Source organism: Janthinobacterium fluminis (genome assembly GCF_028595325.1).
GTDB lineage: Bacteria > Pseudomonadota > Gammaproteobacteria > Burkholderiales > Burkholderiaceae_D > Janthinobacterium > Janthinobacterium fluminis.
In genome coordinates this window covers 467,261-483,582 of sequence record NZ_JAQQXR010000005.1, presented here as the reverse complement: position 1 = coordinate 483,582, position 16,322 = coordinate 467,261, and the positions used below count along the sequence as shown (strand labels likewise).

General features: G+C 67.5%; 13 protein-coding genes. 8 read left to right on the top strand and 5 right to left on the bottom strand.

Annotated elements, in window-relative coordinates; translation table 11 throughout:
* Nucleotides 1-126 precede the first annotated feature (126 nt).
* On the bottom strand, nucleotides 127-852 hold the full coding sequence (locus OIK44_RS15530; protein WP_273671899.1) for a hypothetical protein: 726 nt from the start codon (nucleotides 850-852) through the stop codon (nucleotides 127-129).
* A 387-nt stretch (nucleotides 853-1,239) separates the two neighbouring features.
* On the opposite strand from OIK44_RS15530, the gene groES reads away from it, so the two are divergent.
* From groES to OIK44_RS15515, 3 genes are all read left to right on the top strand, one after another.
* The gene (groES, locus tag OIK44_RS15525; protein WP_010400979.1) at nucleotides 1,240-1,530 is read left to right on the top strand and encodes a co-chaperone GroES; all 291 of its coding nucleotides are present in this window, start codon (nucleotides 1,240-1,242) and stop codon (nucleotides 1,528-1,530) included.
* A gap of 54 nt (nucleotides 1,531-1,584) precedes the next feature.
* On the top strand, nucleotides 1,585-3,234 hold the full coding sequence (groL, locus tag OIK44_RS15520) for a chaperonin GroEL (RefSeq protein ID WP_273671894.1): 1,650 nt from the start codon (nucleotides 1,585-1,587) through the stop codon (nucleotides 3,232-3,234).
* Between the two features lie 154 nt (nucleotides 3,235-3,388).
* The gene (locus OIK44_RS15515; RefSeq protein ID WP_273671893.1) at nucleotides 3,389-3,940 is read left to right on the top strand and encodes a hypothetical protein; all 552 of its coding nucleotides are present in this window, start codon (nucleotides 3,389-3,391) and stop codon (nucleotides 3,938-3,940) included.
* Here the strand turns inward: OIK44_RS15515 and OIK44_RS15510 are convergent.
* Nucleotides 3,937-5,172, bottom strand: a complete 1,236-nt coding sequence (locus OIK44_RS15510; RefSeq protein ID WP_273671891.1) for an MFS transporter — start codon at nucleotides 5,170-5,172, stop codon at nucleotides 3,937-3,939. The genes OIK44_RS15515 and OIK44_RS15510 overlap by 4 nt on opposite strands.
* Before the next feature lie 21 nt (nucleotides 5,173-5,193).
* Complete coding sequence (locus OIK44_RS15505) at nucleotides 5,194-5,712, bottom strand: PadR family transcriptional regulator (RefSeq protein ID WP_273671889.1); 519 nt, start codon at nucleotides 5,710-5,712, stop codon at nucleotides 5,194-5,196.
* A gap of 292 nt (nucleotides 5,713-6,004) precedes the next feature.
* Here OIK44_RS15505 and OIK44_RS15500 point away from each other — a divergent pair, with 292 nt between their 5' ends.
* Nucleotides 6,005-7,552 (top strand): POT-type proton-dependent oligopeptide transporter, encoded by a 1,548-nt coding sequence (locus tag OIK44_RS15500; RefSeq protein WP_273671888.1) that lies wholly within the window; start codon nucleotides 6,005-6,007, stop codon nucleotides 7,550-7,552.
* Between the two features lie 368 nt (nucleotides 7,553-7,920).
* On the opposite strand, the gene OIK44_RS15495 is transcribed toward OIK44_RS15500, so the two are convergent.
* A complete protein-coding gene (locus OIK44_RS15495; RefSeq protein ID WP_273671886.1) occupies nucleotides 7,921-9,552 on the bottom strand; it encodes an alpha-D-glucose phosphate-specific phosphoglucomutase in 1,632 nt (543 codons plus the stop codon).
* A gap of 253 nt (nucleotides 9,553-9,805) precedes the next feature.
* Here OIK44_RS15495 and OIK44_RS15490 point away from each other — a divergent pair, with 253 nt between their 5' ends.
* The 4 genes from OIK44_RS15490 to OIK44_RS15475 all read left to right on the top strand — a co-directional run bounded on the left by OIK44_RS15490 (nucleotide 9,806) and on the right by OIK44_RS15475 (nucleotide 14,368).
* A complete protein-coding gene (locus OIK44_RS15490) occupies nucleotides 9,806-11,944 on the top strand; it encodes a TonB-dependent siderophore receptor (protein WP_420213851.1) in 2,139 nt (712 codons plus the stop codon).
* A 134-nt stretch (nucleotides 11,945-12,078) separates the two neighbouring features.
* Entirely contained in the window at nucleotides 12,079-12,408 is a 330-nt protein-coding gene (locus tag OIK44_RS15485; protein ID WP_273671882.1) for a DUF3649 domain-containing protein, read from the top strand.
* Nucleotides 12,405-14,018 (top strand): PepSY-associated TM helix domain-containing protein, encoded by a 1,614-nt coding sequence (locus OIK44_RS15480; RefSeq protein WP_273671880.1) that lies wholly within the window; start codon nucleotides 12,405-12,407, stop codon nucleotides 14,016-14,018. The genes OIK44_RS15485 and OIK44_RS15480 overlap by 4 nt, the downstream gene beginning before the upstream one ends.
* Nucleotides 14,015-14,368 carry a DUF3325 domain-containing protein gene (locus OIK44_RS15475; RefSeq protein WP_273671878.1) on the top strand — a complete coding sequence of 118 codons (354 nt, stop codon included), beginning with the start codon at nucleotides 14,015-14,017 and terminating at the stop codon, nucleotides 14,366-14,368. The genes OIK44_RS15480 and OIK44_RS15475 overlap by 4 nt, the downstream gene beginning before the upstream one ends.
* On the opposite strand, the gene OIK44_RS15470 is transcribed toward OIK44_RS15475, so the two are convergent.
* Nucleotides 14,365-16,179, bottom strand: a complete 1,815-nt coding sequence (locus tag OIK44_RS15470; RefSeq protein WP_273671877.1) for a putative bifunctional diguanylate cyclase/phosphodiesterase — start codon at nucleotides 16,177-16,179, stop codon at nucleotides 14,365-14,367. The two genes, OIK44_RS15475 and OIK44_RS15470, sit on opposite strands and share 4 nt — an antisense overlap.
* Nucleotides 16,180-16,322: the final 143 nt, after the last annotated feature.

The window sequence follows — 16,322 nt, the reverse complement described above, 5'->3', positions numbered from 1 at the left end:
GCGCACCCACAGGGGCGTCAATCGAATCAGGCCGCCGTCACAGATATTTACAATAATGCAGTCAAGTTGCCTGCGGGGACATGCCGTAGCACGCCGCGCAGGCGCCCGCCGCCCTGTCCGGCGGACTTAGTCGTCGTGCTCGTGGCCGGGCTCGATGTCCATCCAGCCGGTGCGCCCCTCGCAGGAACGGCGCACCAGCGTCTGCTGGGTGTTTTTCGCCGACAGCACCATCGTCAAGTCGCGGCAATCCCTGAAGCCGCCCGGCTTGGTCGCCGTGTTGGACACGGTCAAGGCCACACGCAGCGGCTGCGGATTGCCCAGGCCCTTGTTGCTCCAGGCGGCCGTGCGGCCTTCTTCCATCCCCTTCAGCGCCTCCACGGCGGCGGCCAGCAGCGACGCCTTTTCCTTCTTGTTCAGCTGCGCGACGCTGACGTCGGACAGGAAGGGCGGATGGACGGCGGCGACGGGGTCCAGTCCGGCGATGTCGAACTTGCCGCTTTTCTGCGTGCAGGTTTTGCGGCTCAAGTCCTGCTCTTTGCCGCCGGCGCGCAACACCAGGCCCAACTGGCGGCAAAAGATGAACGAGCGGCCGTCTTCCAGCATCACCGTCTTGTCCACCGACAAATCGGCCGTCATGCCGGCATTGCCCGGGTGGCGCCAGGTTTGTTTGCCGCCGTCCTCGTTTTTATCGAGGAAGTGCAGCACGCCCTCCTTCAGGGCCTGCTTGTCGTCGGCCGTCATGGCGACGATGCTGACGTCGTCGAGAAAAGCCGGCTCGGCGGCGACGGCGCCGTTCATCAGGGCGACGGCGCCCAGTACGGCGGCGCACAGGTGGCGAATGGGTGAAGACATGGCTATCCTTTTACGAATTACTGATTGGCAAATATTATCAGGGTCATACTCTAAAGACTTCCATACACAAAAGCAATCGAATCCAAACAAGCGATAGCGACGGAAAGCGGGACGGCGGCGCCGCGCGCTTGAGGCAGCGCAAAGCCAGTGCATTTGCGCCCGAGCATTATGCATATCGATATGAAATAAACGTGTGCGCCCTTGAAATACCCCCATACCGTCCCTATAATTGGCACTCGTTAGTAGAGAGTGCTAACAACTCTTTCTCGCCGCGGCAAGCTGCCCACAAGCCATTTGCCGCGGCAATCGACTGAAGACGGTGACGGCCGCGGGCCGCCACTTTCATCATTTAGCAATATCTATCCATTGAACTTTAAGGAGTTTTGTATGAATCTTCGCCCTTTGAACGATCGTGTCATCGTCAAACGCCTCGACCAAGAGACCAAAACTGCATCCGGCCTCATCATTCCTGATGCTGCTGCTGAAAAACCGGATCAAGGCGAAGTGCTCGCCGTAGGCAATGGCAAGATTCTCGACGACGGCAAAGTACGTCCTTTGGACGTCAAAGTCGGCGACCGTGTCCTGTTCGGCAAATACGCCGGCCAAACCGTCAAGGTCGACGGCGATGAGCTGCTGGTGATGCGCGAAGAAGACATCATGGCGATCGTCGTCAAGTAATCCGCGACTTCCCCGCGTTCGATACTTATTCCACGAAATTCAGGAGAAACAAACATGGCAGCTAAAGAAGTAGTGTTCGGCGACGCAGCGCGCGCCAAAATGGTTGAAGGCGTCAACATCCTCGCCAACGCAGTCAAAGTCACGCTGGGCCCGAAAGGCCGTAACGTTGTGCTGGAGCGTTCGTTCGGCGCCCCTACCGTCACCAAGGACGGTGTGTCGGTTGCGAAAGAAATCGAACTCAAAGACAAGCTCATGAACATGGGCGCGCAAATGGTCAAGGAAGTCGCTTCCCGCACCAGCGACAACGCCGGCGACGGCACCACCACCGCGACCGTGCTGGCACAAGCCATCGTGCGCGAAGGCATGAAGTTCGTTGCCGCCGGCATGAACCCGATGGACTTGAAGCGCGGCATCGACAAGGCCGTTGCGGCGACCGTGGAAGAACTGGCGAAGATCGCCCGTCCATGCACGACCACCAAAGAAATCGCCCAAGTCGGCGCGATCTCGGCAAACTCGGACTACTCGATCGGCGAGCGCATCGCTGAAGCGATGGAAAAAGTCGGCAAAGAAGGCGTGATCACCGTCGAAGACGGCAAATCGCTGAACGACGAGCTGGACATCGTCGAAGGTATGCAATTCGACCGCGGCTATCTGTCGCCTTACTTCATCAACAACCAAGAGAAGCAAGTGGCGATCCTGGACAATCCATTCGTCCTGCTGTGCGACAAGAAAATCTCGAACATCCGCGATCTGCTGCCGGTACTGGAACAAGTCGCCAAAGCCGGCCGTCCGCTGCTGATCATCGCCGAAGACATCGAAGGCGAAGCGCTGGCGACCCTGGTTGTGAACAACATCCGCGGCATCCTGAAAACCTGCGCAGTGAAAGCGCCTGGCTTCGGCGACCGCCGCAAAGCCATGCTGGAAGACATCGCCGTGCTGACCGGCGGCCAAGTCATCGCTGAAGAAGTCGGCCTGACGCTGGAAAAAATCACCCTGGCCGAACTGGGCCAAGCCAAGCGCATCGAAGTGGGCAAGGAAAACACCATCGTTATCGATGGCAACGGCGAAGCGTCGTCGATCGAAGCCCGCGTCAAGCAAGTGCGCGTGCAGATCGAAGAAGCGACCTCGGACTACGACCGTGAAAAACTGCAAGAGCGCGTCGCCAAACTGGCTGGCGGCGTTGCCGTGATCAAGGTTGGCGCAGCCACCGAAGTCGAAATGAAAGAAAAGAAAGCCCGCGTTGAAGATGCACTGCACGCTACCCGCGCTGCCGTGGAAGAAGGCATCGTGCCAGGCGGCGGCGTTGCCCTGCTGCGCGCACGCGCCAACATCGCCGTCAAAGGCGACAACGCCGACCAGGAAGCCGGCATCAAGATCGTGCTGCGCGCAATGGAAGAGCCACTGCGCATGATCGTGCAAAACGCCGGCGAAGAAGCATCCGTCGTCGTTGCGGCGGTTCTGGCCGGCAAAGGCAACTACGGCTACAACGCCGCCAACGGCACCTATGGCGACATGGTTGAAATGGGCGTTCTGGACCCAGCGAAAGTGACCCGTTCGGCGCTGCAAAACGCCGCATCGATCGCTTCGCTGATGCTGACGACCGACTGCATGGTCTGCGAAATTGCTGAAGACAAAGCAGCCGGCGGCATGGGCGGCGGCATGGGTGGTATGGGCGGCATGGGCGGTATGGACGGCATGATGTAATGTCGGACCGATAGGACGCCGGCGACGGCGCCCCGTCAACGCAAAAAAGCCTGCAAGGTTCGCGCCTTGCAGGCTTTTTCCATTCCACTTGCGTTGCCCGCCGCTAACCTTTGCTTTAGTATGGCCGCCATCTCATCTACCCGGACCCGCCAGCATGTCGCCACGCCCATCATCGTCGAAAACCGCTATCGTCGCCGGCACGCTGGCCGGACTGCTGGCCGCCGGGCTGGGCGCCTATTATCTATGGGCGCAACAGCCGCCCGCACCCGCGCCCGCGCCGGCCGCAGTGCCGGCCCCGCTCGCCGCGGCCGCCGCGCCGCCGGCCGCGGCCGACACGCCACGGGCCGCCGCCGGCCGCAGCAAGGAGCAGGCGGCGCAGGCTTTGCTGGCCTTGCCCGAGCTGCAGGCATGGTCGGCCTGGATAGCGCAGGATTCCGCCGGCGCCGCGCATGGCGCGCTGATCGAGTACGAGTCGGCGCCGCGCACCGTCAACGGCAAGCGTTATTGGCAATTCAGTTTCGTGGAGAATAGCGCGGACGCGGCGCACCGCTGGGAGAGCTTCCTCGTCGCCAGCGGCAGCGAGGAGATTCTGGTGGAAGATACGGCCAGCGACGAGTTGCTGAGCCTGCAACGCTGGCGCCGCGAGAGGCAGCCCTTGCAGCGCCGGGGCGCCGCGCAGGCGCCGTCCGGCGCGGCCGAGAATTAAGCCGCTTTCACTGCCTGGGGCGCGGCCGCGCCCTGCACCCGCCCGACCCACCACACGGCGATCAGGGTCAGCCCCGCCGCCAGCCAGCCATTGATGGCGTAGCCGCCGATGTGGCCGGCGCTATCCGTGGTCAAGGTCAGGCCGCCCAGCCACGCGCCCAGGCCGTTGCCCAGTTGCTGGATCGCCGAGGTGGCGCTGAGAAAGGCGCCGCGCTTGGCCGGATCCGGTATCGTCGTCAGCAAGGCTTGCAGCGGGATCATGCGCCCGGCGATCGAGCCCATGAAGAAGGGGAAGAAGAACACCAGCGCCAGCAGCGGCAGCGCCGGCAGGTGCGTGATGCACAGGATGGGCAGGATGGAGAACAGCGCGAGCCAGCGGTAGACGCGCTGCTTGCCGTAGCGGTCGGCCGCCATGCCGATGCGGCGCGCCGTGAACAGCGAGGCGAGGCCGCCGGCCAAATAGATCCAGGTGATGTCGGCCGGCTTCACGCCCAGGTTGCTGACGATGACGGGCGAGATGAAGGGGATGACCAGCATCGCCGAGACCATCGTCAGGCCCGACAGCAGGAAGGCGCGCAGGTGCTGCGGCACCACCAGCAGCGCGAGCAGGTTCGGCAGGGCTTCGGCCAGCGTGGCTTGCCGCGCGCCGCGGTGCGCCGTCAGCGTCGGCAACACGCGGGCGGCGCCCAGCCAGATCAGCACCGACAGCAGCACCAGCAGGTAGAACGGCGAGGCCCAGCCGAAGCGGGCCGCCATGACGACGCCGATCGGCACGCCGGCCACGGCCGCCAGGCTGAACGAGGTCATGACGATGCCGGTCGCGGCGCCGCGGCGCTGGGCCGGGATGGTGTCGCCGATGATGGCCAGGATGATCGAGCCGAGCACGCCGCCGGTCAGGCCGGCGAAGGCGCGCGACAGGACCAGGATGTGGAAGGTCGGCGCCAGCGCGCAGGCCAGATTCGACAGCGTGAACAGGCAAAACATCAGCAACAGCAGTTTCTTGCGGTCGAAGCGGTCGATGTAGATGGCCGCGAACAGGCCGGACGCGCCGGCGCACCAGGCGTAGGCGGAGACGGCGCCGGAGACGGCGGCCGGCGAGATGGCGAAGGCTTGCATCAGTTGCGGCGCCAGCGGCATCATCACCATGAAATCCATGATGACGGTAAATTGCGTCAGGGCGAGCAGCCATAGCATGGCGCGCTCGCGCCCGGGCGATAAGAGGATAGGGGTCATTTTCTTCCTTTGTATGGGTAGTTAATCAAGTTGCGCGATCTCGGCCGCGGCGCGGCGCAGGATGGCGCAGACGGCGGCCAGGCGCGCCTCGCTGGGCTGGCCGTTGCGCACGCGCGCGACGACGACGCCTTTCAATTCGTGCAGCAGGTGGCGGACGTCGTCGCGCCCTTCCTGCGGCGCCGCCATGCGCGCCAGGATGGCGTCGACGAATTGGCGGTTTTCATCCAGAAACGCCTGGCCTTCCGGGGTGATGCTGTGCAGCTTTTTGTTGCCCTCGGTTTCGGCCGAGACATGGCCCAGGTCGAGCAACATAGACAGCAACGGATAGATCGCGCCCGGGCTGGGGGCGTAGCTGCCGCCGGCCCGCTGTTCGATTTCCTTGATGATTTCATAGCCGTGGCGCGGCCTTTCGGCGATCAGTTGCAGCACGACATAACGCATCGAGCCGGCGTCGAACATCTTCGGCCCGCGCCCGCCGCAATGCGGCTGCCCGTGCTGGTGGGCGTGGACACGGTGCTGTCCGCGAAAGAAGTGGAACATAGAAACCTCCATAAGATATATCAAACTAAGATATATCTTAAGACGCTCTTTGGGATTTTTCAAGTTATTTTTTCAATATTGCCGGAACCGGCGCGCATCCGGCGCTGTCGCAAAAATGCTGACGTCTTGGCATCGAAATGAGGTATATATGCTAACGTTGGCTAAGCGAATAGCGTAAACGGACATATTTCTGGTTGCCAAGGCACGGACTTCGGCTTAGCATCGCGCACTGATAAAAATTTGGGAGAGCAAACCAATGTCACAGGTGGAGACACAAACCGGCAAGGGACCGATGCCCCGGCAAATTCCCTTCATCATCATCAACGAGATCTGCGAGCGCTTCAGCTTCTACGGCATGCGCAACATCCTGACGCCGTTCCTCATCAGCACGCTACTGATGTTCATGCCCGTGGCCGACCGCGCCGGCGAGGCCAAGCACGTGTTCCACACCTTCGTCATCGGCGTCTTCTTCTTCCCGCTGCTGGGCGGCTGGCTGGCCGACCGCTTCTTCGGCAAATACAACACCGTCTTCTGGCTCAGCCTGGTCTACTGCATGGGCCACGCCTGCCTGGCCTATTTTGAAGACAACCTCAACGGCTTCTACTTCGGCCTGTTCCTGATCGCCCTCGGTTCCGGCGGCATCAAGCCGCTGGTGTCGTCCTTCGTCGGCGACCAGTTCGACGCCAGCAACAAGGGCAAGGCCAAGCTGGTCTACGACATGTTCTACTGGAGCATCAACCTGGGCTCCTTCGGCGCCTCGCTGCTGATCCCGATCTTCCTGCGCGACTACGGCCCGGCCGTGGCCTTCGGCATTCCCGGCATCCTGATGTTCATCGCCACGATGGTGTTCTGGATGGGCAAAAAGAAATACGTGCACGTGCCGCCGCCGCCGGCCGACCCCCACTCCTTCAGCCGCGTCGCCCGCACGGCGCTGCTGGCGGCCGAACCGGGCCAGGCCCGGCCCGGCCTGAGCGTCGCCCGCCTCGGCGTGGCCGGCGCCATCGTCAGTCTGTGCATGGCGCCGCAATGGGGCTTCGTCATCGCCGCCTGCAGCGCCCTCGTGCTGCTGCTGGCCTTCGGCGGCGTCGGCATCGCCATGCAACTGGAGCGCGCCCGCGGCATGCATCCCGACCACGCCGTCGAAGGCGTGCGCGCCGTGCTGCGCATCCTCATCATCTTCGCGCTGGTGACGCCGTTCTTCTCGCTGTTCGACCAAAAGGCCTCGACCTGGGTCGTGCAAGGCGGCGCGATGGAAAAACCGTCGTGGTTCATGCCGGCGCAAATGCAGGCGCTGAACCCGGCGCTGGTGATGCTGCTGATCCCCTTCAACAACCTGATCCTCTACCCGCTGCTGGGCCGCCTCGGCTACGAAGCGACGGCGCTGCGCCGCATGACGGCGGGCATCGGCTTCTCGGCGCTGGCGTGGATCGTCATCGGCGCCATCCAGATGAAGATGGACGGCGGCACCAGCATGTCCATCGTCTGGCAAATCCTGCCCTACGTGCTGCTGACGATGGGCGAAGTGCTGGTGTCGGCGACGGGCCTGGAATTCGCCTACAGCCAGGCGCCGGCGTCGATGAAAGGCACCATCATGAGCCTGTGGCTGCTGTCCACGACGGTGGGCAACCTGTGGGTGCTGATCGTCAACGCCAGCGTCAAAAACGACGCCGTCACCGCCTACATCCAGACCACCGGCTTCAGCGTGACCGCCTTCCAAATGTTCTTCTTCGCCGCCTTCGCCGCCATCGCCATGCTGGCGTTCGGTTGGTACGCCAAGCGCTACCGCATGGTCGACAACTACCGTGGCGCCCCTGCCGCCGCCGGCCTGGCGACACCGTAAGCGCGGCGCCTTGCCGCCCTGCGCGGGCGGCAAGGTGCGCCATCTTGCTTTACCCCCTGGGGTCACCCCAAGGGGGGAGCTCTAGACATGGCGGTTTACCGCCCCCACACCCGCGCCGTCCGGCAACTTCATTCCCTGTTCCAAGAAAAAACCGCCATGTCTAGACCTGACCCCAAAGTTGGGTTCGGGCAGCAAGGTGCGCCATGTTGCTTTACCCCTGGGGTCAGGTCTAGACATGGCGGTTTACCGCCCCCTCCTCCGCGCCGCCCGGCAACTTCATTCCCTACTCCAAGAAAAAACCGCCATGTCTAGACCTGACCCCAAAGTTGGGTTCGGGAAAACCGTCATGTCTAGACCTGACCCCAGGTTCAGGTGGTGACGCTGGGGGCGCCGCGGCCGGTGCGGGCGGCGATGCCGGCCACGCGGTCGGCAACGGCGATGAGCCCCGCCAGCGCTTGTTGGGTGGGCAGGTGGTGCGCCGCCGGCTCGGCTTCGTAGCGTTCCAGGTAGACGCGCAGCGTCGCCCCTTCGGTGCCGGTGCCGGATAGGCGGTAGATGATGCGCGCGCCGTCCGTCATGATGAGGCGCACGCCTTGTTGGCTTGATACGCTGCCGTCGACCGGGTCGGTGTAGCTGAAGTCGTCCGCCAGCGCGACGGTGTAGCCGTCCAGCGTTTGTCCCGCCAGTTGCGCCAGTTGCCCGCGCAGCGCTTGCATCAGGGCGCCGGCCACGTCGCTGTCGATGTCTTCGTAGTCGTGCCGCGAGTAGTAGTGGCGCCCGTAGCGGGCCCAGTGGGCTTCGACCAGGGCGGCCACGCTGCCGCCGCGAACCGCCAGCAGGTTGAGCCAGAACAGCACGGCCCATAGGCCATCTTTTTCGCGCACGTGGTCCGAGCCGGTGCCGTAGCTTTCTTCGCCGCATAGGGTGACGAGGCCGGCGTCGAGCAGGTTGCCGAAAAATTTCCAGCCGGTGGGCGTTTCGACGCAGGGGATGCTCAGCGCGGCCGCCACGCAGTCGGCCGCGCGCGAGGTCGGCATCGAGCGGGCGATGCCGGCCAGGCCCTTGCGGTAGCCGGGCGCAAGCGTCGCCTGCGCGGCCAGGATCGCCAGGCTGTCCGACGGTGTCACGGCGATGCCGCGCCCGACGATCATGTTGCGGTCGCCGTCGCCGTCCGACGCGGCGCCGAAGTCGGGCGCGTCCGGCGCCGCCATCCGCGCGATCAGTTCGCCCGCGTTGGCCGGGTTCGGGTCCGGGTGGCCGCCGCCGAAGTCTTCCAGCGGCACGGCGTTGATGACGCTGCCGGCCGGCGCGCCCAGTTCGCCTTCGAGTATCGCTTGGGCGTAGGGGCCGGAGACGGCGTGCATGCCGTCGTAGCAGAGCGTGAAGCCGGCGCCGAACAGGGCGCGGATGGCGGCGAAGTCGAACAGGCCGCGCATCAGTTCGGCGTAGTCGGCGACGGGGTCGATGACTTCGACCAGCATCTGTTCGCACCGCGCCGCGCCAAGGCGGTCGAGGTCGACGGCGGCGCCGTCGCTGATGCGGTAGCGCTCGATGGCGCCGCTGCGCCGGTAAACGGCTTCGGTGAAGCTTTCCGGCGCCGGGCCGCCGTTGCCGATGTTGTATTTGATGCCGAAGTCGCCGTCCGGGCCGCCCGGGTTGTGGCTGGCCGACAGGACGATGCCGCCCAGCGCGCCGTGCTTGCGCACGACGCAGCTCAGCGCCGGCGTCGACAGGATGCCGCCGCGCCCCACCAGCACTTTCGCGTAGCCGTGCGCGGCCGCCATGCGCAGCACCGTCTGGATCGCCGCCCGGTTGTGGTAGCGGCCGTCGCCGCCCAGCACCAGGGTCTGGCCGGCGCAGTCGCCCAGCGTGTCGAACAGGCTCTGGACGAAGTTTTCCAGGTAACCGGGCTGCTGGAAGACGCGCACTTTCTTGCGCAGGCCGGAGGTGCCGGGCCGTTGCCCGGGGAAGGGTTGGGTCGGGATGGTCTGGATCGTCATGGTCGCTCTCGGGCCTTGCATGGTCGGATTGCGGCGGCGGCCGCCGCCCGCTTCAGCGGCATGATACCGGCACCGGCCGATTCCGGCGAGTTCAATTGGCGCGCCATGGCTTGCGCGCCGAAGGGCCGGTGCGATACAATGAGAATAGTTATCATTACGATTAAGTCAGCCAGAGCCCGTCTTTCCGGCGCGCCAGCCAGTTCATTCGCGCAGCGCCATTGCCCCCCCGGAAGATGTGATGCAAGCAAACAGTATGCTGTTCCAGCGCCGCCCCCTGGTCCTGGCCTTGGTCCAGGCAGGCGCCCTCATGCTGGGCGGACCCGCGCTGGCCCAGTCGCTCGGCGAGCGGACCCTGCCGGCCGTCACCGTCGAGGCCGGCTCCGAGCAGGACAGCGCCACCGCCCCCGTGCGCGGCTTTGTCGCCCGGCGCGCCGCCAGCGCCACCAAGACGGACACGCCGCTGCTGGAGACGCCGCAGGCGATCTCCGTCGTCACGCGCGATCGCATCGAGGCCCAGGGCGCGCAAACGCTGAGCCAGGTGCTGAACTATACGGCCGGCGTGGTGTCGAGCTATTTCGACAGCCGCGGCGAATCGCTCAGTTCGCGCGGCGGCAACCCCAGCCAGATGCTCGATGGCTTGCAGGGCAATTTCGGCTCCTACAACGCGGCCCGCCTCGATCCCTTCATGCTTGAGCGCGTCGAATACCTGCGCGGCCCCGCCTCGGTGCTGTACGGCCAGGGCGGCATAGGCGGCGTGCTCAACGCCGTGTCGAAGCGGCCGCTGCGGGAAAACCAGCGCGAACTGCAACTGCAACTGGGCAGCCACCAGCGCAAGCAAGTGGCGCTCGACCTCAACCAGGTTCTCGACGCCCATTGGAGCGCCCGCGTCGTCGCCATCGGCCGCGACAGCGGCAGCCAGGTCGCCCATGTGGCGGACGGGCGCCAACTGCTGGCGCCGGCGCTGACCTGGGCGCCCGACGCCGACACGGCGCTGACGCTGCAGGCGCGCCAGCAGAAGGACGAGAGCGGCTCGCTGATCGGCTTCTTCCCCTGGCAGGGCACGCTGCTGCCGTCGCGCCACGGCCAGATTCCCACCCACACCTTCATCGGCGAGCCGGGCTGGGACGCCTACATCACGCGCCAGCGCTCGCTCGGCTATCTGTTCAGCCACCGCTTCAGCGACCAGCTGAGCCTGCGCCAAGCGCTGCGCAAGAGCAGCAGCGAGGTCGACTACCGCACCGCCTACACCAGCTTCGCATCCGTGCCGGCCAGCGGCCGCCCGGCCCGGCCCGTGTTCAACGCCGACCAGCGCACGCTCAACCGCGATCTGCGCCAGCAGCTCAACCGGCTCGACACCCTGCTCGTCGACACCCAGCTGGAGGCGGCGCTGGCCAGCGGCCCGCTGCGGCACACGCTGCTGCTGGGCGTCGACAGCCAGCGCGCGCGCATCCGCCAGCGCAGCGGCGCCGGCGTGGCCGCGCCTATCGACGTCTACGCTCCCGTGTACGGCAACTTCACGCCGCCGGCCGCGCTGCAGGCGCGGCCGGGCAGCGAGCTGCGCCAGCTGGGCCTGTACGCCCAGGACCAGATCAAGTACGGGTCGCGCTGGGTGACGGTGCTGGGCCTGCGCCGCGACAGCGCGCAAAACGACGTCGAGGGCGACCCGGCCGCGCGCACCGACGACCGCGCCAGCAGCGCGCGCGCCGGCCTGCTGTATCTGGCCGACGGCGGCTGGTCGCCGTATGCCAGTTACACGGAATCGTTCCAGCCGCTGGGCGGCGTCGACGTCTACAACAAAGCCTTCCTGCCGCAGCGCGGCAGGCAGTGGGAGGGCGGCCTGAAATGGCAGCCGGCCGGCGCCGCCTTCAGCGCCAGCGCCGCCCTGTACGAGCTGCGCGAGCGCAACCGCAAGACGGCCGATCCGGCCAATCCGATGAACAGCCTGCAGCTCGGCGAGGTGCGCGTGCGCGGCGTCGAACTGGAAGGCGCCGGCAGCGTCGGCGGCGCCTGGGACTGGAGCGCCGCCTACGCCTACACGGACGCGCGGGCCGCGAACGGCGGCGGCGGGCGCGGCAAGCGCCTGTCCGGCACCCCCGCCCACAACGCCTCCGCCTGGCTGGCCCACCACTTCGCGCTGGACGGCGGGAGCCGCTTCACGGCCGGCGCCGGCGTGCGCCTGATCGGCGCCTCCTACGACGGCACGGACACGCTGCGCACGCCGGGCACGGCGCTGTTCGACGCCATGCTGGCCTACGACAGCGGCGCCTGGCGCTTCGCGCTGAACGCCAGCAATCTGACCGACCGGGCGCAAATCACCACCTGCCTGGCACGCGGCGACTGCTTCTACGGCCAGCGGCGCACGCTGCTGGCGAGCGCCCGCTATCTATGGTGAGCAAACCGGTATTCCCCCTGCCCGGCGACGCCGGGCAGGGTTCTTCTGAAGCGAAAGGAAACAGCCCATGTGTACTGCATTCTTGAACATCCCGATGGCCGCCGCGCCCCGGGCAAACCCGGCGCGGCCCTGACATGCAGCCGCCCATCTCGATCAAGGCGCCGCGCGGCGGCGTGGCGGCGCGCTACCGCGCCGGCGTGTTCTCGCGGGTGTGCGCCGCCATCGCCGGCGGCTACGCGCTGGCGGCGGCGCTGACGGCGCTGCTGTCGCTGGCGCTGCCGATGGCGCGCGCCGAGGCCGTTCTCAGCGCCACGCTGTTTTCCTTCGCCGCCTACGCCGGCGCCGTGCTGTGGGTGTTCGCCGCCCGCAGCGCCGCGCGCGCCTGGCTCGGCCTGTTGCTGCCGGCCGCGCTGCTGGGCGGCGCCGCGCTGGTCCTGTACAGCCTGCCCTGGAGCGCCCGATGAAGGAAGGTTTCCGCCAATCGATGGCCTGGTTGCACACCTGGTCCGGCCTGCTGGTGTGCTGGGTGCTGCTGCTGATCTTTTGCGCCGGCACGACCAGCTACTACCGCGAGGAAGTGAGCCTGTGGATGCGGCCGGAGCTGCACGCGGCGGCCGCCGGCGGCGTCGCCCCGGCCGCCGCCGCCGAGGTGGCGCTGGCCGTGCTGGGCCAGCGCGCCCTGCAGGCCGAGCGCTGGAGCGTCACGCTGCCGGGGGAGCGCAACCCGGCCACGCGCATCGGCTGGAGCAATCCGCCCAAGCCCGGCGCCGAGAAGCAGAGCCGGCGCGCCCGCTTCAAGAGCGAGCTGCTGGACCCCGCCAGCGGCGCCGTCATCGCCGCGCCGCGCGAGACGCGCGGCGGCGAATTCTTCTACCGCCTGCATTTCGACCTGCACTACATGCCCGTCATCTGGGCGCGCTGGCTGGTCGGCTTCTGCGCCATGTTCATGCTGGTGTCCATCGTCAGCGGCGTCATCACGCACAAGCGCATCTTCAAGGACTTGTTCACTTTCCGTCCCGGCAAGGGCCAGCGCTCCTGGCTCGACGCCCACAACGTGACGGCCGTGCTGGCGCTGCCCTACCACCTGATGATCACCTACACCGGCCTGGTCACGCTGATGTTCCTCTACATGCCGGTCGGCGTCAGCGCCGCCTACAAGGACAACGGGGACGCCTTCTTCGACGAAGCCTTCCCGCGCTTCGAGCGGAACGTCAAGGCGTCCGGCCAGCGCGTGCCGCTGACGCCGCTGCGGCCGCTGCTGGAACAGGCCGAGCGGCGCTGGGGCACGGCCGCCGGCGCCATCGCCGTCAGCTTCCCCGGCGACGCCAACGCCACCGTCACCCTCACCCGCCCGCAGGGCGCGGCGCTGTCGCATCAGCGCGCCACGCTGCACTTCGACGGCGCCACCGGCGCCCTGCTGGGCAGCGGCGGCGAGCAGCCGGCGCCGGCCGCCGCCACCCAGGGCGTGATGGTCGGCCTGCACCTGGCCCACTTCGCCGGGCCGCTGCTGCGCGCGCTGTTCTTCGTCTCCGGCCTGGCCGGCTGCGCGATGGTCGCCACCGGCGCGCTGCTGTGGGCCGTCAAGAGCCGGCAGAAGCAGGCCAAGGCGCTGGCCGCCGGGGCGCGCCGCAGCGTCGGCCTGTGGCTGGTCGAGGCGCTCAACATCGGCGCCATCGCCGGCCTGCCGATCGCCTACGCCGCCTATTTCTGGGCCAACCGCCTGCTGCCGGTCGCGCTGCCGCAGCGCCCCGACCAGGAGATCGCCTGCTTCTTCGCCGCCTGGGGCGCGGCCGCCGCGCTGGCGCTGCTGCGGCCGACGCGGGCCATGTGGCGCTGGCAGCTGGGCGCCGGCGCCCTGCTGTTCGCCGGCCTGCCGCTGCTCAACCTCGGCGGCGCCCATCTGGGCCGCACGCTGTTCCAGAACGGCGCCTCGGCCGTCGCCGGTTTCGACTTGACGGCGCTGCTGTTCGCGCTGGCGCTGGGCTATGCCGCGCGCCGCATGGGGCGGCCGCGCGCCGCCCGCCCAACCCAGGCCGCCGCCCCGGCGCAGCCGCCACGCCGGGAGGCCGCATGATGCTCTTGCTCGACAACGTCGGGGTGTTCGCCCTCAATTACGCCGGCCTGGCCGGCCTGTGCCTGGCGATGGAGCGCCACTCGGCCGATTTGCGCGGACGCGGCAACGAGGCGCCGCCGGCCGCGCGGCGCAAGCTGCGCCTGGGCGGCTGGGCCGCGCTGGCGCTGGCGCTGTGCTGGGCCGGCGGCGCCGACGACGGCGCGCGCGGGCTGCTGTTCTGGCTGGGCAGCCTGACGGCCTGCGGCCTGCTGCTGATCGTGCTGCTGCCCTACGCGGCCCGCCACGCGGCGCGGCTGGCCGTCGCGGCGGCGGCGGCGGCGCTGCTGGCCGGCGCGCTCAGCCTGGGCTAGACTTCCCAACTCAGGCCGACCCAGCTCGTGCTGCTCTTGATCAGGCTGTCGATTTCCGCCGGCGACACCGCCCGGCTCAGGTAAAAGCCGAAGGCCTCGTCGCACTCCATCGCCACCAGCTGGGCCAACTGGTCGGCAGTTTCGACGCCGCCCGCAATGACCCGCATTTTCATGGTGTGCGCCATCGCGACGATGGCCCGCACCATGGCGCCGTGGTCGGCCAGCACGTCGTGCCGGCGCAGGTCGTCAATAAAACATTTTTCGATTTTGACGACGTCGGCCGGGAAGCGCTTCAGGTAGCTCAGCGAGGTGTCGCCGGTGCCGAAGTCGCTGATCGAGATGCCCATGCCCAGTTGCTTGAACTGGCGCAGGATGGTTTCGCAATTCTGGTTCTTGTCGATCAGGATGCCGGCGGCGATTTCCAGCTCGATGTAGCGGCCCGGCACGCCGGCCGCGTCGAGGATGGCGCCGAAGCTGCGCGCGATGTCGGTCTGGTAGAACTGCCGCGGCGACAGGTTGACGGACACCGTCAGCGGCTGGCCCTGGTCGATCCAGCGGCGCGCCTGCGCGGCCGCCTCGGCCATCACCCAGGCGCCCACCGGCAGGATCAGCGCGCGCTCCTCCAGCACCGGCAGGAAGTCGGGCGGCATCACCAGCCCCAGCGTCGGATGGCGCCAGCGCAGCAGCGCCTTGACGCCCGTGATGCGCTGCGCGCGCAGGTCCAGCCGCGGCTGGTAGTACAGCACGAACTCCTGGCGTTCCAGCGCGTGGCGCAGCTCCGTGTCGAGGATGGCCCGCGAATAGCTCTGCGTCTGCATGTTCGGCGCGTAGCGCACGCAGCTGCCCGGCGCCTGGCGCTTGGCCACGTACATCGCCATGTCGGCCTTTTCGATCAGCTGGTTGACGTCGTCGTCGTCCTCCGGGTAGATCGCCACGCCGATGCTGGCGCGCACCGACAGGCTGTATTCGCCGATGACGAAGGGCGGCTTGACGGCGCCGGCGATCTTCTCGGCGACCCGCTCGGCGTCCTGCGGCGTGCGCATTTCCGTGAGCAGGATGATGAATTCGTCGCCGCCCTGGCGCGCCACCGTGTCGACCTTGCGCACGCACTGCAGCACGCGCTGGGCGAACTGCGCCAGCACCTGGTCGCCGACGTCGTGGCCGAGGCTGTCGTTGATGCACTTGAAGCGGTCGAGGTCGACGAACAGCACGGCCAGCAGGCTGCGGTGGCGGCGCGCGTAGGCGATGGCGTGCTCGAAGCGGATCTGGAAGTGCAGCCGGTTCGGCAAGCCCGTCAGGCCGTCGTGGTGGGCGATGAACTCCAGGTGCGCCTCGGCGCTGCGGCGCGCCGAAACGTCCTGCAGCAGCATCACGGCGCCGCTGCGCGCCAGCGGCGCGCAGCAGTACTGGACGTCGGTGCGCTTGCCGTCGCCGCGGCGCAGCAGCACGGCGCCGCGCGCCGCCTCCAGCACGTCGCCGCTGCCGACGCAGTCGAGGATTTGCTGGCGCGCGTCGACGGCGACGCCGTCCTGGTACACCGTCAGCAGCTCGGCCAGGGACAGACCGGCGCCGGCGCCGGCCGCGTAGCCGGTCATCAGCTCGGCGCGCGGGTTCAGGTAGCGCACCGCGCCGTGCTGGTCGGTGCCGATGACGGCCGCCGGCAGCGCCTGCAGCAGCGCCAGCGCGTCGTCGAGGTCGCGCTGGCGCACGGCGCCGCGCAGGCGCTGGCGCTGGCCGAGGCGCGCCATGCGCCAGTGCGAGGCCAGCAGCGCGCCGCACAGGGCGCCCAGCAGCCACAGCGCGGTGCTCATGCGCCACCGCGGCGGCAGCAGGTCAGAGGCATACCTTCCCTTTCGTCGCGCCGGCCGGCGCAGCACACATGGTCGAAAAGAAATAGTATAAGAATCGCCGCCGCGCGCGGCGCAGATTGCGCCGCGCTTGACAGCGCTCAAGC